16 protein-coding genes, 1 pseudogene and 1 riboswitch are annotated in these 17,823 nt (G+C 63.6%); of the genes and pseudogenes, 9 read left to right on the top strand and 8 right to left on the bottom strand.

The genetic code is table 11. From position 1 onward, the window contains the following. The 3 genes and pseudogenes from Q2941_RS46095 to gcvT form a co-directional block, all read right to left on the bottom strand. Positions 1-340 (bottom strand): annotated as a pseudogene (locus Q2941_RS46095) (glycine dehydrogenase (aminomethyl-transferring)); the annotation flags it as partial. Positions 341-354: 14 nt separating this feature from the next. After that, the gene (gene gcvH, locus Q2941_RS46090; protein WP_027527836.1) at positions 355-723 is read right to left on the bottom strand and encodes a glycine cleavage system protein GcvH; all 369 of its coding nucleotides are present in this window, start codon (positions 721-723) and stop codon (positions 355-357) included. Between the two features lie 9 nt (positions 724-732). Continuing rightward, positions 733-1,881: a glycine cleavage system aminomethyltransferase GcvT gene (gene gcvT / locus Q2941_RS46085; RefSeq protein WP_027527835.1), complete on the bottom strand. Its 1,149-nt coding sequence runs from the start codon at positions 1,879-1,881 to the stop codon at positions 733-735. A gap of 143 nt (positions 1,882-2,024) precedes the next feature. Then, a riboswitch (glycine riboswitch) is annotated at positions 2,025-2,113 on the bottom strand. Between the two features lie 219 nt (positions 2,114-2,332). On the opposite strand from gcvT, the gene alaS reads away from it, so the two are divergent. Continuing rightward, complete coding sequence (alaS, locus tag Q2941_RS46080; protein ID WP_027527834.1) at positions 2,333-5,011, top strand: alanine--tRNA ligase; 2,679 nt, start codon at positions 2,333-2,335, stop codon at positions 5,009-5,011. 5 nt (positions 5,012-5,016) lie between these two features. Further along, complete coding sequence (locus Q2941_RS46075) at positions 5,017-6,243, top strand: cyclic nucleotide-gated ion channel (protein ID WP_027527833.1); 1,227 nt, start codon at positions 5,017-5,019, stop codon at positions 6,241-6,243. Positions 6,244-6,247: 4 nt separating this feature from the next. On the opposite strand, the gene Q2941_RS46070 is transcribed toward Q2941_RS46075, so the two are convergent. From Q2941_RS46070 to Q2941_RS46060, 3 genes are all read right to left on the bottom strand, one after another. Further along, on the bottom strand, positions 6,248-6,751 hold the full coding sequence (locus Q2941_RS46070) for a DUF3455 domain-containing protein (RefSeq protein ID WP_027527832.1): 504 nt from the start codon (positions 6,749-6,751) through the stop codon (positions 6,248-6,250). Positions 6,752-6,852: 101 nt separating this feature from the next. Further along, positions 6,853-8,067, bottom strand: a complete 1,215-nt coding sequence (locus tag Q2941_RS46065) for an NADP-dependent isocitrate dehydrogenase (RefSeq protein ID WP_027527831.1) — start codon at positions 8,065-8,067, stop codon at positions 6,853-6,855. A 100-nt stretch (positions 8,068-8,167) separates the two neighbouring features. Next, positions 8,168-8,989 carry a hypothetical protein gene (locus Q2941_RS46060; protein ID WP_458196738.1) on the bottom strand — a complete coding sequence of 274 codons (822 nt, stop codon included), beginning with the start codon at positions 8,987-8,989 and terminating at the stop codon, positions 8,168-8,170. Between Q2941_RS46060 and Q2941_RS46055 the strand changes: the two genes are divergently transcribed. The 4 genes from Q2941_RS46055 (at position 8,973) to cynS (ending at position 14,045) form a co-directional block, all read left to right on the top strand. Next, positions 8,973-10,160 (top strand): TrmJ/YjtD family RNA methyltransferase, encoded by a 1,188-nt coding sequence (locus Q2941_RS46055; RefSeq protein WP_027527829.1) that lies wholly within the window; start codon positions 8,973-8,975, stop codon positions 10,158-10,160. The genes Q2941_RS46060 and Q2941_RS46055 overlap by 17 nt on opposite strands. Before the next feature lie 497 nt (positions 10,161-10,657). Then, positions 10,658-11,836, top strand: coding sequence for an aminotransferase class V-fold PLP-dependent enzyme (locus Q2941_RS46050; protein WP_458196737.1), 1,179 nt, complete (start codon positions 10,658-10,660; stop codon positions 11,834-11,836). Between the two features lie 157 nt (positions 11,837-11,993). After that, positions 11,994-13,364 carry a tyrosine-type recombinase/integrase gene (locus Q2941_RS46045; protein ID WP_458196736.1) on the top strand — a complete coding sequence of 457 codons (1,371 nt, stop codon included), beginning with the start codon at positions 11,994-11,996 and terminating at the stop codon, positions 13,362-13,364. A 192-nt stretch (positions 13,365-13,556) separates the two neighbouring features. Next, on the top strand, positions 13,557-14,045 hold the full coding sequence (gene cynS, locus Q2941_RS46040; protein WP_458196735.1) for a cyanase: 489 nt from the start codon (positions 13,557-13,559) through the stop codon (positions 14,043-14,045). Here cynS and Q2941_RS46035 read toward each other — a convergent pair. Next, a complete protein-coding gene (locus Q2941_RS46035; RefSeq protein ID WP_458196734.1) occupies positions 14,032-14,859 on the bottom strand; it encodes an isocitrate lyase/PEP mutase family protein in 828 nt (275 codons plus the stop codon). The genes cynS and Q2941_RS46035 overlap by 14 nt on opposite strands. A 116-nt stretch (positions 14,860-14,975) precedes the next feature. On the opposite strand from Q2941_RS46035, the gene Q2941_RS46030 reads away from it, so the two are divergent. Further along, on the top strand, positions 14,976-15,950 hold the full coding sequence (locus Q2941_RS46030) for a LysR family transcriptional regulator (RefSeq protein WP_458196733.1): 975 nt from the start codon (positions 14,976-14,978) through the stop codon (positions 15,948-15,950). 11 nt (positions 15,951-15,961) lie between these two features. Here Q2941_RS46030 and Q2941_RS46025 read toward each other — a convergent pair whose 3' ends face one another. Further along, complete coding sequence (locus Q2941_RS46025) at positions 15,962-16,285, bottom strand: DUF1476 domain-containing protein (protein ID WP_027525391.1); 324 nt, start codon at positions 16,283-16,285, stop codon at positions 15,962-15,964. A gap of 315 nt (positions 16,286-16,600) precedes the next feature. Between Q2941_RS46025 and purC the strand changes: the two genes are divergently transcribed. Then, a complete protein-coding gene (gene purC, locus Q2941_RS46020) occupies positions 16,601-17,368 on the top strand; it encodes a phosphoribosylaminoimidazolesuccinocarboxamide synthase (protein ID WP_008974302.1) in 768 nt (255 codons plus the stop codon). Between the two features lie 14 nt (positions 17,369-17,382). Further along, positions 17,383-17,622: a phosphoribosylformylglycinamidine synthase subunit PurS gene (purS, locus tag Q2941_RS46015; RefSeq protein ID WP_027525390.1), complete on the top strand. Its 240-nt coding sequence runs from the start codon at positions 17,383-17,385 to the stop codon at positions 17,620-17,622. The last annotated feature ends 201 nt before the right edge of the window (positions 17,623-17,823 follow it).

The following is a 17,823-nucleotide window of genomic DNA, read 5'->3' as shown; positions in this document are numbered from 1 at the left end:
TGTAGGCCGTGTACCAGGCGGGATTTTCCAAAATGTTGCGCTGGATGACCGCGGGCAAAATCGTGCCTGAATAACCCTGGCCGATCAGCGAGGTGAAGACCTGGTTTTGCGCTGCGAGCTCGCCCATATGCGCGATCGCTTCCGTCTCGCTCAGGGGCTTGCCGAGATCGAGGGGGGCCGCCTGCCGGATCGAGGCGGGCAGCGTCTCCGCCATCAGCGCGTCCACGCTTTTCGCGCCGACGGTGTCCAGCATCGCCGCGACATCGCGCGCGGAGGGGCCGATATGGCGGCGTACGAAAGAGGCGGCGGTATCGCCGTTGGATTTGCGGTGCGCGGTCATCATCGGTCCTCGCTTTACGCCGTGTGCGCCTTGTAGGCGGCTTCATCCATGAGGCCGCCGAGCTCGCTCTTGTCGGCAATCTTGATCTTGAAGAACCACGCCTTGCCTGCGGCGTCCGAATTGACCAGCGCCGGCTCATCGACGACCGCCTGGTTGACCTCGAGCACTTCGCCCGAGATCGGCGCATAGACGTCGGACGCCGCCTTCACGGACTCGACCACGGCCGCAGCTTCCGTCTTCTTCAGGGCGCGGCCGACCTTGGGCAGCTCGACGAACACGACGTCGCCGAGCTGCTGCTGGGCGTAATCGGTGATGCCGACGGTTGCGACATCGCCCTCGATGCTCAGCCATTCATGGTCGGAGGTGTACAGCGTCGTGGTCATTCTCGGTCCTCAGCGTTTGTAGGTGTTTTTCACGAATGGCATGGCGGCGACGGTGAGCGGCAGCCGCTGGCCGCGCACTTCGGCAAAGAGCTTTGTGCCGAGCGCGCTTTTCGCGGTGGGCACATAGCCCATCGCCACCGGTGCATTCAGGCTCGGGCCAAAACCGCCGGAGGTGACGGTGCCGATCGCTTCGCTCGACGTCGCATCCGCAAACAGCAGCGCGCCTTCGCGCACCGGCGCGCGGCCCTCGGCCCGCAGACCGACGCGGCGGCGGTTCGCGCCCTGGTCGAAATGGGCGAGGATCTTTTGAGCGCCCGGAAAACCGCCGGCGCGGGCGCCACCGGTGCGGCGGCTCTTCTGCACCGACCATTCCAGCGCGGCCTCGACCGGCGTGGTCGCGGTGTCGATGTCGTGGCCGTAGAGGCAGAGCCCGGCCTCGAGCCGCAGGCTGTCACGGGCCCCTAGCCCGATCGGCAACACATCGGAATTTGCGAGCAGCGCCTTGGCGAGGCGTTCGGCATCGCCTGCGGGAACCGAGATCTCGAACCCGTCTTCGCCGGTATAGCCCGAGCGCGACACGAAGCAGTCGATGCCGTCGACCTTGCGCGGGCCCGCGTCCATGAATTTCATGGACGGCGCCTCTGCACAAAGTTTCGCCAGCGCGGCTTCGGCCTTCGGACCCTGAAGTGCGATCAGTGCGCGGTCGTTCAGCGAATCGATGATGCAGTCATCGGCGAGGTGCGCGCGCAGATGCGCCTCGTCCTCGGCCTTGCAGGCAGCATTGACGACCAGGAACAGGTGATCGCCGAAATTGGCGACCATCAAATCGTCGAGGATGCCGCCGTCGGGATTGGTGAACTGGGCATAGCGCTGCCGCCCCGGTGCAAGCGCCACGATGTCCTGCGGCACCAGACGCTCCAGTGCTCTTGCCGCGTCCTCGACCTTGCCGGACTTCGGCCGGAGCGCGATCTGGCCCATATGGGACACGTCGAACAGGCCGGCGGAACTGCGGGTATGCAGGTGCTCTTTCAGGACGCCCGCCGGGTACTGCACAGGCATTTCGTAGCCCGCGAACGGCACCATCTTGCCGCCAAGGGACACGTGCAGCCCGTAGAGGGGGGTACGTCTGAGGGAATTTTGGTCGTCGCACGCAAGCATCACAGGGGCCCTCGCGGTTCCCGGGGAGGATTCCCCGAAAAACCAGTCGAAGCCCCATCTGTCGCTGTGCCTGAGAGTATTATCCCGTCGGCGGGTGCCACCCGGGCTTCGATGCCCGTCGGCGCCTCTTTCCAGATGCTGTCAAAGCCACGCGGTCCTTTTGCCTGAGAGTTTCCGGGGCGGTTGCTCCTTCGGCGCCGGCACCAAAGCCGGTCTCTCCCGACGTGGCCGTACGATACAGGTAGGTACAGAACACAGGCCAGCCAAGGCTGTCAACGCACCTGCAGCAGCTATCAACGAGGATTGCGCGCCTGCGGCAACCCTCTGATCTCTCTGCACAGTTTCTGGACAGGGCAGCTCACCTTGTCTAAAAGCGCTATCGCCCGCAGATATCAGCCTTGATGTCGAGTTTGGATGGCTCTGGCGGGTCCTATCACCCGATTGGATGAACATGAGCGGCGTCAACGAGATCAGGTCGACCTTTCTGAACTTCTTTGCCAAGAACGGCCACGAGATCGTGCCGTCCTCGCCATTGGTGCCGCGCAACGATCCGACGTTGATGTTCACCAATGCCGGCATGGTGCAGTTCAAGAACGTCTTCACGGGCGTCGAGAAGCGCCCCTATCAGCGCGCCACCACTTCGCAGAAATGCGTGCGCGCCGGCGGCAAGCACAACGACCTCGACAATGTCGGCTATACCGCGCGCCATCTCACCTTTTTCGAGATGCTCGGCAACTTCTCCTTCGGCGACTACTTCAAGGAGCGCGCGATCGAGCTCGCCTGGAATCTGATCACCAAGGATTTCGGGCTGAAGAAGGACAAGCTGCTCGTCACCGTCTATCACACCGACGACGAGGCGGCCGGCTTGTGGAAGAAGATTGCTGGCTTCTCCGACGATCGCATCATCCGCATTCCGACCTCGGACAATTTCTGGGCGATGGGCGATACCGGCCCGTGCGGGCCGTGCTCGGAGATCTTCATCGATCGCGGCGAGCACATCTGGGGCGGGCCTCCGGGCAGCCCGGAAGAGGACGGCGATCGCTTCCTCGAATTCTGGAATCTCGTGTTCATGCAGTTCGAGCAGGTGACGAAGGAGGAGCGCCAGCCGTTGCCGCGCCCCTCGATCGACACCGGCATGGGGCTGGAGCGCATGGCGTGCATTCTGCAGGGTGTCGACAGCGTCTTCGAGACCGATCTCTTCCGTCAGCTGATCGATGCGACCGCGTCCGCGCTCGGCAGCGGACCGAATGAGCAGACCGTCGCCTCGTTCAGGGTCATCGCCGATCATCTGCGCTCCTCGGCCTTCCTCGTCTCCGACGGCGTGCTGCCCTCGAACGAGGGCCGCGGCTACGTGCTGCGCCGGATCATGCGCCGCGCGATGCGCCATGCGCAGCTCCTGGGCGCGAAAGAGCCGCTGATGCATCGCCTTGTCTGGGCGCTGGTCCGCGAGATGGGCCAGGCCTATCCGGAGTTGGTGCGCGCGGAAAAGCTGATCGAGGAAACGCTGCGGCTGGAAGAGACCCGCTTCCGCAAGACGCTGGTTCGCGGCCTTGCGATCCTCGACGAGAAGAGTTCCGGCTTGAAGAAGGGCGACATGTTCGACGGTGACGTCGCCTTCACGCTCTACGACACCTACGGCTTCCCGCTGGATCTCACGCAGGACGCGCTGAAGTCGCGCGGCATCAGCGTCGACCAGTCCGCCTTCACCGACGCGATGGAACGCCAGCGCGAGAAGGCGCGTGCCTCCTGGGCGGGCTCGGGCGAGGCGGCGAGCGAGGCGATCTGGTTCCCGTTGCGCGAGAAGCTCGGGGCCACCGAATTTTTGGGCTATGAGACCGAGAGCGCCGAAGGCGTCGTTGCTGCACTGGTCAAGGACGGCAAGGAAACCGACAGCCTCAAGGCCGGCGAGACCGGTGCGCTCGTGCTGAACCAGACGCCGTTCTATGCGGAGTCCGGCGGCCAGGTCGGCGACACCGGCGTGATGGTCGGCGAGGGCGGAATCAAATTCCGCGTCACCGACACGCAGAAGAAGCTCAGCGATCTCTTCGTGCATATCGGCACGGTGGAGCAGGGCACGCTGAAGGCCGGCACCGCGCTCCAGCTCGAGGTGGACCACGCGCGCCGTTCCTCGATCCGCGCCCATCACTCGGCGACGCATCTGCTCCACGAGGCGCTGCGTCAGGTGCTTGGCGATCACATCGCGCAGCGCGGCTCGCTGGTCGCGCCCGATCGCCTGCGCTTCGACTTCGTGCATCCCAAGCCGATCACGCCGGAGGAGCTCGCCCGCGTCGAGGACATCGCCAACGACGTGGTGCTGGAGAATGACGAGGTTACCACCCGCGTCATGGGTGTGGACGAGGCCCGCGAGGCCGGTGCGCGTGCGCTGTTCGGCGAGAAATATGGCGACGAGGTTCGTGTCGTCTCCATGGGCAAGACCGCGCGCGAGCACGGCGCCAACGCGCTCGGCTGGTCGGTCGAGCTCTGCGGTGGCACCCATGTCAAGCGCACCGGCGATATCGGCCTGATCACGCTGACGAGCGAGAGTGCGGTCGCCTCCGGTGTTCGCCGCATCGAGGCGCTGACCGGACGCCATGCGCGCAAGCATGCCAACGACACCATGGCGCTGGCGAAGACCGCAGCGGCCGAGCTGCGCACCTCGCTCGAGGATGTGCCGGCGCGCATCACCGCGCTGATGGACGAGCGCAAGAAGCTCGAGCGCGAATTGTCCGACGCCCGCAAGAAGCTTGCGATGGGCGGCGGTGCATCGTCCGGCAATGGCGCTGCCGCTGGCGTGCGCGAGGTCGGCGACGTCAAGCTGATGGCGCGTGCGGTCGAAGGCATCGAGATGAAGGATCTCAAGAGCCTTGCCGACGACGGCAAGAAGCAGATCGGCTCCGGCGTCGTCGCGATCGTCGGCGTCACCGAGGACGGCAAGGCCGGCGTCGTGGTTGGTGTCACCGCCGACCTCACCTCGCGTTTCAACGCCGTCAACCTGGTTCGCGTCGCCTCCGAAGCGCTCGGCGGCAAGGGTGGCGGCGGCCGGCCTGACATGGCGCAGGCTGGCGGGCCCGACGGCGCCAATGCGGCGGCGGCGCTCTCGGCGATCGAAAAAGCCATGGTCGGCGCGTAAACACCGTGCGCCTCGTTCCGCGAGGACGTGGGCTTCGCGATCCCAATTTGAGGGATCGCCTCTACGAGCTCCTGGAGCACGATCCGCTGGCCTATTCCGCCGGGTCGCGCTTCATCCAGGTGATCATTGCCGTGATCGTGCTCGACGTCGTGGCAATGACGCTTGCCTCGGTGCCGGACCTGGACGCGCAATTCGACGCGCTGTTCTCGGCGATCACCATTCTGTCCGTGATCGTGTTCGCGTTGGAATATGTGGCGCGGCTGTGGACGGTCGCGGGCCATACGCAGCGCAAGGGGTCGGCGCTTGCCGACCGGCTCTCCTACGTCTTCTCCGCGCTCGGCATCATCGATCTCATGGCGTTCCTCCCCGCCGCGATCGTGCTTGCCACCGGCCGGCACGCGACGCTGGCTGCGCTCGGCGTGCTGCCGTTCTTCAAGTTGATCCGCTATTCGCCGGCGATGCGCTCGCTGTTTGCAGCCGTCCATGCCGAACGGCGCGCTTTGATCGGATGCATCGTCATCCTGATCGGCGTGGTGCTCACCTTCGCCTCGCTCCTCTATGCCATCGAGCGCGAGGTGCAGCCGGAAAAGCTCGGCACCATTCCGCAGGCGATGTGGTGGGCGATCGTGACGCTCGGCACGGTCGGCTATGGCGACGTCGTGCCCGTGACGCCGCTTGGCAAATTCGTGTCCGTGTTCGCCATCATCAGCGGCTTTGCGATGATCGCGCTGCCGGTCGCGATCATCTCCTCGGCATTTGCCGAGGAGGTGAGGCGCCGCGACTTCGTCGTCACCTGGGGCATGCTGGCGCGGGTGCCGCTGTTCTCGAACCTCTCGGCATTGGAGATCGCCGACATCATGCGGCTGCTGCGGGCACGCACCATCGAGCAGGGTGAGATCCTGGTTCGCCGTGGCGATGCTGCCTCGTCGATGTATTTCATTACGGCCGGCGAGGTCGAGATTTCACTCCCGAGCCAGCGTGTGCGGCTTGCCGACGGCACTTTCTTCGGCGAGATCGCACTGCTGCACAAAACCAAACGCAGCGGCACGGTGACCGCCACGCGCAAGACCCGCCTTCTGGTGCTCGACGCCCAACATTTTCATGCCCTGATCGAACGCATGCCGACGCTCGCCGCGCATGTGCACAACACGGCTAAGGCGCGGCTCGAAGAGACGGGCGACCTCGCGGCGACCGAGCTCGCGCAGGCGGAGCGCGAGGGCACCGACCGCTGAGCGATCAGCCCTTGCGCAGGAAGACGTAATCGGCCGAGTAGGGCGCGCTCTTGAACTCGCCGGCCTTTTCGCAAGGGCCCTCGAGCTTGCCGCCATGGGTGTTGATGCGCTGGACGGTGGTGACGGGCGCCAGAACGCCGCTGCCCCGGCGCGAGGCGACCTCGAGCTTCAGCCAGGGGATGTCACCTGCGGTTGCGCCCGGCGCGTTACCGATGGCCTTGCCGACCACGGCGCTGCCGTCGGCGTGCTCCCAATTGGGGCCTGCATAGTGGCGGCCGATCGTCTTGCCTTCGGAAAGCAGCGTCGCGATCGGCTCGCGGAAGGCCCAGCCGAGCTTGCCGTCGGTCCCTGCCTTGCACTCATAGACCTGCGCGCCCTCGGCGTGGACGCTTAGCACGATGCTCTCGCCGGGCGCGGCGATCGCCTCGGGCAGCGCCTGCTCCGCGGCTGCGGCCGATCCGATCAGGGCCGAGAGCAGCAAAGTGGGGACGGCGAGCTTGATGGACATGGTCGATCTCCGCGCAATGGGCGTCAAAATGGAAGGGCCGCGCTGAGGCGCGGCCCGTGATGATGTCTAACCGTACTCCGGCGAAAATGCGAGACGCCGGCTTACGCCGCCAGCGCCTTCGCGAGGTTCTCGGCGACCTTGTCGAGGAAGCCGGTGGTAGACAGCCAGCGCTGGTCGGCGCCGACGAGGAGCGCGAGATCCTTGGTCATGTAGCCGTCTTCGACGGTGTCGACGCAGACCTTCTCAAGGGTGGTCGCAAACTTCGCCAGCTCCGGATTGTTGTCGAGCTTGGCGCGGTGGGCGAGGCCACGGGTCCAGGCGAAGATCGACGCGATCGAGTTGGTCGAGGTCTCCTTGCCCTTCTGGTGCTCGCGGTAGTGGCGGGTCACCGTGCCGTGCGCGGCTTCAGCTTCCACCGTCTTGCCGTCGGGCGTGAGCAGGACCGAGGTCATCAGGCCGAGCGAGCCGTAGCCCTGCGCGACCGTGTCGGACTGCACGTCGCCGTCGTAGTTCTTACAGGCCCAGACATAGCCGCCGGACCACTTCAGCGCCGAGGCCACCATGTCGTCGATCAGGCGATGCTCGTAGGTCAGGCCCTTGGCGTCGAATTCCTTCTTGAACTCGCGGTCGAAGACGTCCTGGAAGATGTCCTTGAAGCGGCCGTCATAGACCTTCAGAATCGTGTTCTTGGTCGAGAGATAGACCGGGTAGTTGCGCATCAGGCCGAAGTTGAAGGACGCGCGGGCGAAGTCGATGATGGAGTCGTCGAGATTGTACATCTCCATGGCGACGCCGGCGCCGGGCGCCTTGAAGACTTCCTTCTCGATCACGGTGCCGTCCTCGCCGACGAACTTCAGCGACAGCGTGCCCTTGCCGGGAAACTTGATGTCGGTGGCGCGGTACTGGTCGCCATAGGCGTGGCGGCCGATGATGATCGGCTTGGTCCAGCCGGGAACGAGGCGCGGCACGTTCTTGCAGATGATCGGCTCGCGGAAGATCACGCCGCCGAGGATGTTGCGGATGGTGCCGTTCGGCGACTTCCACATCTGCTTCAGGTTGAACTCCTTCACCCGGGCTTCGTCCGGGGTGATGGTGGCGCACTTCACGCCGACGCCGACCTTCTTGATCGCCTCGGCGGCGTCGATCGTCACCTGATCGTTGGTCTGATCGCGGTACTCCATCCCCAGGTCGAAATAGAGCAGCTGGACATCGAGGAACGGGTTGATCAGCTTGTCCTTGATGTACTGCCAGATGATCCGGGTCATCTCGTCGCCATCGAGTTCGACGACGGGGTTGGTCACCTTGATTTTTGCCATTGGGAAAAGGGCCCTCTTCGAGATCAGCAGCTGTTGGAACAGGTTTGATGAAGCGGGCCTATAGCATCCGCGGGCACCGACCGGAAGGGAGCTGGAGCGGTTAGGTCCTATCCCTCAACGCGGGCCAGTATCGCCGCTCCAGGCGGCGGCGTGCCTTGCCTTCAGGCATGGCCCGAATGATCGAACCGCCTGCACCGGGATGCTGTTCCTCCACAGCCTCTGCGACGTGGCGCCAGAGCCGCGCGGCGCGCCAGCAGCGGTCCGGGTGGCACAGGGCCCGAATGCGGTCCCAGATCGGCCGGGCGAAGGCCGGATCGACCGCATGGCAGGCGGTCCAGAGCACTTCGAGAGCATAGGCCCGGGAAGTGTGCGGTTGGACAGTTGGGGCGAGGTCGAGGCAACGCGCGCGCTCCCGCTCGGCAAAGGCCCGAGTGTCTCGTCGCACGGCGACGGCGATCGGCCATGCCATCACCGCGGCGGTGCCATAGGCATCGTGGCAGCGGGCGGATTCTTTCGCCGCTTCCTCAAGCACCGAAAGCAGCGTCCGCTCGTCCGGCGCGGCTTCTGCGACATAAGCGAGGGCCTGCACGCGGTACCATGCGTCGGGACATCCGCGAGCAGCTTCCAAAGCCTGACGGATATTGCTGCGAGCTAGCTCTCCGGCTCGCATCCGGCCCATCACGGAGGCATGCGAGGGCGCTGGGGCATGAGAATATCGTGGCGGGAAGGACATGATCGTGCTTTGTCGCGGCAACACGAGAGCCAGTTCGATTTCGGTGGTGCCGGAAAATTCGCTGCTAACCTCATATTTTGCTTGAGAAATCCGGCCCGCGGGGGCAATCGGGGACTTGAATCTGTTTCTCAAGAAGCGCCACGCAACGCCCTGATCTGGAATCGGAAGGACGATGTCGGGTACCGACAAGACCAAGACGGGCTTCGACCTCGAAGGCCCCGCGATCATTCTGGTCGAGCCCCAGCTCGGCGAGAACATCGGCATGGCGGCCCGTGCGATGGGCAACTTCGCCCTGAGCCGCTTGCGCATCGTCAACCCGCGCGATGGCTGGCCCAACATTGCCGCCCAGCGCGCGGCGGCCGGTGCCGACCATATCCTGGAGCGGGTCGAACTGTTCGACACCGTCGAGCAGGCCGTCTCCGATCTCGACCTGTTGTTTGCCACCAGCGCCCGGGCCCATGACCAGGCCAAGCCGGTGGTCGGCCCGGAAGCGGCGACGACCGAGATCGCCGGCCACATTTCCACCGGCGGAAGGGCCGGCATCCTCTTTGGCCGCGAGCGCTGGGGGCTGACCAATGAGGAGGTCGCGCTCGCCAACCGGGTCATCACCTTCCCGGTCAACCCCGGCTTCGCCTCGCTGAACCTCGCGCAGGCGGTGCTGCTGGTTGGCTACGAATGGTTCAAGCGGGCGACGGAGGGCGCGCTGCCGCACGGCATGCCGGAGCGTTCCGAGCGCGCCTCGCAGCACCAGATCCTGGCCTTCTTCGAGAATCTCGTGCGCGAGCTCGACCGGGTTGAATTCCTCCGCCCGGCCGAGAAGCGCGACACCATGCTGGTGAACCTGCGCAACATTTTCACCCGGATGGAGCCGACCAAGCAGGACATGCACACCCTGCACGGGGTGGTGATGGCGATCGCGGAAGGGCGGAAGGGGCCAGCCAAGGGCGGCGTGCTCGATGGCGAGCAGGCGACGCGGCTGCGCGCGCTGCTGGCCGAACATGGCCAGGGCGGGGCGCCCGACAGCGGCAGCACCGTGCGCGGGCTCGCGCGCCTCCTCCGCCGCAACCCGACCGATGCCGAGCGCCTGCTCTGGCAGGCCCTGACCCGCGACCGCCGCTTCGCCGGCCAGTTCAAGCGCCAGACCCCGGTCGGCCGGCACATCCCGGACTTCGTCTCCTTTCCGCACCGGCTTGCGATCGAGCTGGTTAATCCAGGCGAGGGCGAGACGATCGTAGCCGACCGCGCCGCGCGGCGGGCCTGGCTGGAGGCGCGGGATTATCGGGTGGTCGAGATCAAGGCGGCGGACGTGGAGCGGGATCTGGAGGTCGAGTTGGCGCGGTTGGCGGCGATGCTGCGCTGACAAATCGGAAAATCCGTAGGGTGGGCAAAGCCTCGGCCGTCGCTCGAAGAGCGAGGGCAGAGGCGTGCCCACCACTTCTATCACCGGGGCGAAGCAGACGAGGTGGGCACGCTCCCGCCTTCGTTCTTCGAACGAAGGCGTACACTTTGCCCACCCTACAGCGTCGGTGCCCAATCCATTGCCCCTTATGCCGATATCGGCATAAGGCGCATAATGCCGTAACCCGAATTATGCCGATGACCAACGTTGGCGGCTGTCAGAGCGGGTTCTGGCCGTTCGTCAGCTCGGCATAATCGGATTTATTACGCACAGCGAGTTCGGTCGCCTCTAACCCGGCAGAAATGGGGTGGGAAGCTGACGGTCGTGTTTTTGAGTTTTGTTGGCAAGAGCAGCCATTACGCTCAATTGCTTTGCACTGTTCCAACCGGGAGCTTCCCGGCTTGATGAGCCAAACGTGGGCTACTAAATGTGCCGTCATCTTCGAGGGAGTTTGCCACATGATCGATATCGACAAGGTGAGGGCGGATACCCCCGCTTGCGAGCAAGTGCTGCATTTTAACAATGCGGGGGCTTCATTAATGCCTCGTCAGGTCTACGAGGCGGTCAAGGGCGTGTTGGATCTAGAAAACGGCGTGGGCGGCTACGAAGCCGAGCGGCGCCTAGCAGACGATTTGCAGGCATTTTACAGCGAATTCGCGGCCCTTTTGAATGCCAGGCCGGATGAAATCGCCTTTGTCGAAAACGCCACTCGTGCGTGGGATATGGCGTTCTATGCTCTCCCCCTCCAATCGGGCGACCGGGTCATTACACACGGTTCAGAATATGCGTCGAACTTCCTGGCATTTCTGCATCAGGCCAAAAGACGTGGGATCGAGATTGACATAGCGCCTTCCGACGAGAGCGGACAACTCGATGTCGCTGCGCTCGAAACTCTGATCAGGCCCGCCACAAAGCTTATCGCCATCACGCATGTCCCAACACAGGGTGGGCTGGTGAACCCGGCAGCCGCAGTTGGCCAAGTCGCCAAGAAGCACAACATCCTGTACCTGCTTGATGCATGCCAGTCAGTCGGCCAGCTTGAGGTGGATGTGAAGGCCATTGGTTGCGACATCCTTTCCGGCACCGGCCGCAAATTTCTGCGGGGGCTGCGCGGCACCGGCTTTCTCTATGTCAGCAACGCCATTGTCGAAAAACTCGACCCGCCATTTATCGACCTTCTGTCGGCCAACTGGACGACCAATGATCAGTACGAGCTGGCGGCGGGCGCAAAGCGTTTCGAGAACTGGGAAAGCTATGTCGGCGGCCGCGTCGGTCTCATGACTGCTGTCCGATATGCGCGGAGCATCGGCATCGCGGTGATCGAACAGCGCGTGTCGTCCTTGGCCGCCGCGCTTCGGGATGCTCTTTGCGGTGAGACGGGTGTTTCCGTTCATGACCTCGGGCGGACGAAGTGCGGCATCGTCACCTTCCAGAAGCAAGGTCTCGAACCGCAGAACATTGCCGAGCACCTGAGAGCCCAGCAGATCAACGTCTCGGTGTCCGGCGTGCCCTATGCCCGGCTTGATCTTGGCGGGCGGGGGCTCTCCTCGCTGGTTCGCGCCTCCGTGCACTACTTCAACACGGAAAAGGAGATCGAACGTTTCGTGGAAATAGTGTCCAGCCTTATTCCCACTTGATGGAGGGTGATGGCTGCTTTTGGCAACTCAGCTTTCCACTGTGAACTTCTGAGATGGGGTCGTTTCTTGCCGATGGGCTTTGGAGGGAGAGCAAAAAGTCGGAAAACAGATACGGATTTAACGTGAAGTTGTCGCTCCAAAACCATGGAGCACAAGAATGCACATATCCGATCAAGCCACCTGCTTCGACCCGTACTTGGCATCATTCGAGGAAAGTCTTTCCTCCAATAACTATAAGCCCGATACTCTCGCGAATTACCGCTGCCTGCTGCGTCGCTTTAGACGCCTGCTCGACGCTGAGGGTATTGCGCCATCCTCACTGACACCAAACCTTGCTGCTGAGTTGGCGCAGCGCGTACCAACCGCCCCAAAATGCACCATCAAGGTTTACAATCTTGTTCGGCGCTTCGTCGCGCACCTGGTCGAAATTGGCGTGGCCGCTATCCCGCCGCTGACACCTGCTCAGGCGGAGCGGGCCAAATTACTGAGCAGCTTCGAGACCTATCTCGTCAAGCAGCGGGGCCTCAGCCCGCGGACAATCTACCACACGCTGCGCTTTGCGAACCGGTTCCTTGACTATTGCTTCGGCGAGATGATGATCGATTTGGCTAGCTTGCGTCCAGCCGATGCAATTGGCTTCATCGAACACGTGCTCGCAGGCGCACGTCGCGACAAAACAATTACGACCCATGTCCGCACCTTCCTCCAATATCTTGATGCCGATCTCGTCGCCGACTTCCTCGTTCACACCGAGACTGCACGCGGCAACAGCGCGCGTAGCCGCAACACCCGGTTGGCCGCGATCCGATCGTTCTTCCGGTACCTCGCCATGAGCGATCCGACCTGGTTGCTGCATTGCCAGCGCATCCTCGCCATGCCGAATAAGCGCTATGTGCGGCGTGCGGTGACGTTCCTCGACGGAGAAGAGATCGCGGCCCTGCTGGCGGCGCCGGACCGCACGACGTGGACCGGACGTCGTGACCATGCGCTGCTTCTGCTTGCTGTGCAGACGGGTCTGCGGGCTTCCGAACTAGTCGGCCTCAGATGCGGCGATGTGGTGCTCGGAACCGGCGCCCATATCCGTTGCATGGGCAAGGGGCGGAAAGAACGTGCCACTCCGCTTCGCCGCGAGACGGCCAAGCTCCTGGCGAGTTGGATCGGCGACAACAAGGAGAGCAAACCGCTCTTCCCCTCGCTCCGTGGCGAAATTTTGAGCCGCGACGCTCTCGAGCATCTTGTCCGCAAGCACAGCCTGACTGCATCGAGGATGTGCCCAAGTATCGGAACCAAGCGGGTCACGCCCCATACTCTTCGTCACAGCACTGCGATGGACCTGCTCCATCACGGTGTCGACCCAGCGGTGATCGCACTCTGGCTCGGTCACGAAAACGTCGAGACCACCCAGGTCTACATCCATGCCGACATGAGGCTGAAGGAGAAGGCGCTCGCCCGCGTTGCCGCCCCGGACACCCCCTCAAGCCGGTTCAGACCGGACGACCAGCTCCTCTCGTTCCTTGAGGCGCTCTGATTATGCCGAACTGCCGCATGGCCGAAGCTAGGAGAACCAACCTCTAACGGACGTCATGCGGCATAATCAGGGTTACGGCATTATGGCACGCTTCGTGCAACCCAGCGCGATACGAAATGACGTTGCGTCTCTCCGCTTCCCGGAAGGGAGCAGAATGACGCGACGCAATCATTAGCCAAGGGAGACCCCGACATGAAGCGTTCCGACCTCACCGAAAAGCTGCTCGACATCAAGCGCGAGAAGGGCTGGAGCTGGAAATACATCTGCGAGACGATCGGCGGCTATTCGGAGGTGCTGATCGTCGGCGCGATCATGGGCCAGATGAAATTGACCAAGCCGCAGGCCGCCAATGCCGGTGAGCTGTTCGGTCTGTCGAAATCCGAGACCGCCATGCTCAACGAGGTGCCGATGCGCGGCACCGGCACGCCGATGCCGCCGACTGATCCCCTGATTTACCGCTTCTACGAGATGGTGATGGTCAACGGTCCGGCCTGGAAGACCCTGATCGAGGAGGAGTTCGGCGACGGCATCATGTCGGCGATCGACTTCGACATGGCGATAGAGCGCGTCGCCAACCCCAAGGGTGACCGCGTCAAGATCACCATGAGCGGAAAATTCCTGCCGTACAAATATTACGGCGCGAGCGGCAACGTGCCGGACTACGGTTTCAAGGAGGAGTGACCGCGGCGAAGGCGTCGCGGAGCTCCTTGATCGGCGCCATCTCGCGAACGTAGGTGAAGGATCCGTTCTCCTTCATCTCGCGCGCGCTGCGCAGGAAGGCTGCGAGCGCAAATCGCGACATGGCGCCGCCGACGCTGATGCGCTTGACGCCGGCCTCCGACATTTGCGCGAGCGTCAGCGTCGGATCGGCAAAGCCCATCACCAGGTTGAAGGGCTTTGTCACCGACGAGACGACCGTCTTGATCGTCGCGAGGTCGTAAACACCGGGTGCATAGAGCACGTCGGCGCCTGCGGCCTCGAACGCCCTAAGGCGCTTGATGGTGTCGTCGAGATCATTGCGCCCGTGCAGCAGGTTTTCGGCACGCGCGGTCAGTGTGAACGGGATCGACAGCGAGCGGGCCGTCTCCACCGCGGCCTGGACACGCTCGAGCGCGAGAGAGAAATCATAGATCGGCCGCGCCCGATCGCCCGTGAAATCCTCGATTGAGCCGCCGACCGCGCCGGCCTCGGCCGCGCGCCGGATCGCCTCGGCCGCACGTTTCGGCTCATGCGCGCCGCAGTTCTCGAGATCGACGCTGACCGGCAGGTCGGTCGCCGCGGCAATTGCGCGGCAATTGTCGAGGATGCCATCCAGGCTGACGGTCGAGCTGCCGAGCATGTTGGCAAGCCCGAGGCTGGTGGTTGCGAGCGCCTCGAATCCCATGGCTGCGAGCAGTTTTGCGGTACCGGCATCCCAAGGGTTTGGAATGATGAAGGCGCCGGGCCGCTCGTGCAGGGCTCGAAATGTCTTTGCCTTCTCCAATTGGCTCGTCATGGCTCGCTTCCCGTGTCGTGGTGTCTGTTCGGACACCAGCGATAGGAGTATTTCCGCCATTCGCCAAATTTGTTATTTCTCTTAACATCATCAGCTTTTTGCATGAGGTATCCGTGATGGACAGCGATGCCCTCGATACGTTCCTGACCGTTCACCGCAGGGGAGGGATCTCGAATGCGGCCAAGGTGCTGCATCGCTCGCAGCCGGCGATTTCGCGCCGCATTGCTCTGCTGGAGCAGGAGCTCGGCGTGCCCCTGTTCGAGCGGATCGCGGGTCGGACGCTGCTGAGCGATGCCGGGCGCGTGCTGGTCCCCTATGCCGAGCGCGCCGTCGCGGCCGCGCAGGATGCGGAACAGGCGATACGCGCGCTCACGAAACAGAGTTCAGGACCCGTCTCGCTCGCCGTGACCGGCACGCTCGCCGACAGCCGCCTCTCGAAGATCATGAAGGGATTTGCGAGAGCGCAGCCGGACGTCGCGCTCACGCTTCGCACCGCCACCAGCACTGAGGTCAGCGATCTCATCCGCCGCGGCGAGGCGACGATCGGGCTGCGCTACAATGTCGATCGGTCGGCGGACCTTGCTTGCGAGCCGATCCTGACCGAGCGGCTGCAAGTCGTGTGCGCGCCCGATCATCCGCTCGCCGGCGAGCGGGTCAGACGTCTCGCCGAGCTTCGCGAGCAACGCTGGATCGCGTTTCCCGAGATACCCGGGCGCCGCGAGATTGCGGCCTCCCACGTCTTTGCGTTGTTTCTCACGCAAGGATTGGGCGAGGTGGAATGGACGCCAGTCGACAGCCTCACGGCACAGAAGCGCCTCGTCGAATCGGGCTTCGGTCTTGCGCTGCTCGCGCAAAGCCATGTGGCCGAGGAGATGGTCTCGGGCACCATGTCGACGATTGCCGTCGGCGATCTCTCGGCAAGCCACGATGTGGTTGTCGTTACCCGGCGCGGCGGATTTTTGAGCATGGCCGCGCGGCAATTGCTGGAGGCGATCCGGCGTGACTACAGCGCTGTCGGTGCCGTGGTGGCCGGGCGTCCGCGGAAACGTCGCACGGCGCGCAAAACGCGTGCGCGCCGGCGCGCTGCATAGACGGCGTTCGCTTATTTCCCGGCCTTGACCTCGGTTGCCGCCGCGGCCAGCAGCTCGGTCATTTTGGCGCGAATCGCTTGCTCGGTGGTCGCGACGCCCTTGGAGGTCAAGTCGCCCAAAACCTTGCGTAGGACGTCACCGTCGCCGGCTTCCTCGAAATCGGCTGCGACCACCTCCTTGGCATAAGCCGTGGCGGCATCGCCCGTGATGCCGAGCTTCTCGGCGGCCCACAGGCCGAGCATCCGGTTGCGGCGGGCCTCGGCCTTGAATTTCTGCTCCTCGTCGAGGGCGAATTTCTTCTCGAATCCTTCCTCGCGCTTGTCGAAAGTGGTCATGCTTTTCCGTTCCAATTCCCTGGCTGAATCCGGCCGTGACGCCGCGTTGCGGTGACCCCGGCCGATGCCTACATAAGGGGCACGAATCGGCAGACCAATGAGCCGTTAAGCCGCAGGCAAGACGGTATAAGTTGGTGCCGGAAGAGCCGGATCGATTGTGCTGGGACAGCCAATCGGATAGGTTGCCTAAAGGTTTGGTTCCTGTTCTGTTTCTATGGGTTCCGGGCCGTTCACGGCAGCTCCGCTGTGGGTCCTAATACTTGTCAACCGGAGCACACCAAATTCATGGATTTTAACAAAACACGGTACATCCCCATGAGCCGTCGGCGTCGCATTTATGAAGGCAAGGCAAAGGTTCTTTACGAAGGTCCCGAGCCCGGCACCCTGATCCAGCACTTCAAGGACGACGCCACCGCGTTCAATGCGAAGAAGCACCAGGTGATCGAGGGCAAGGGTGTCCTCAACAACCGGATCTCGGAGTACCTGTTTCAGCACCTCAACGACATCGGGGTGCCGACCCATTTCATTCGCCGCCTCAACATGCGCGAGCAGTTGATCCGTGAGGTCGAGATCGTGCCGCTCGAGGTGGTGGTGCGGAACGTCGCCGCTGGCTCGCTGTCGCAGCGGCTCGGCATCGAGGAGGGCACGCAGCTGCCGCGCTCGATCATCGAATTCTACTACAAGAACGACCAGCTCAACGACCCGATGGTGTCGGAAGAGCACATCACCGCCTTCGGCTGGGCGACGCCGCAGGAGATCGACGACATCATGGCGCTCGCCATCCGCGTCAACGACTTCCTGACCGGCCTCTTCCTCGGCATCGGCATCCGCCTCGTCGACTTCAAGATGGAATGCGGCCGCCTGTTCGAGAACGAGATGATGCGCATCATCGTCGCTGACGAGATTTCGCCGGACTCCTGCCGGCTCTGGGACATCAAGTCGAACGAGAAGCTCGACAAGGACCGCTTCCGCAGGGACCTCGGCGGCCTGCTCGAGGCCTATACCGAAGTTGCAAAGCGCCTCGGCATCCTCATGGAGAACGAGCGTCCGGCGGGCTCGGGCCCGGTGCTGGTGAAGAGCTGAGAGGGATTATCGACGTGAAGGCACGTGTCACCGTTACCCTGAAGACGGGCATTCTGGATCCGCAGGGCAAGGCCATCGAAGGCGCGCTGAAATCGCTCGGCGTCGACGGCGTTGCCAGCGTCCGTCAGGGCAAGGTGTTCGACATCGAGCTCGCCGGCGCGGACAAGGCCAAGGCCGAAGCCACGCTGAAGGAAGCTGCCGACAAGCTTCTGGCGAACACCGTGATCGAGAATTATCGCGTCGAGATTGTGTGAGTCTGCCCTGTAGACCCTCATGGTGAGGAGGCGCGCACGCGCCGTCTAGCGGACGATGCTCCGCATCGCCGCGAGAACCATGCAGGCCCGGCTCTCACGCCTCGGCCTTCATCCTTCGAGACGCGCGCGAAGGGCGCGCGAGGGGTCGCACTTTGTGGGCTGAGAGCTTTCGCCTAGAGCCACCCGGCGCGGCGGAAGCGC

This window comes from Bradyrhizobium sp. UFLA05-153, assembly GCF_054185185.1.
Note: the sequence above shows the minus strand (reverse complement) of the source record. Positions and strands in the feature narration are given on the sequence as shown.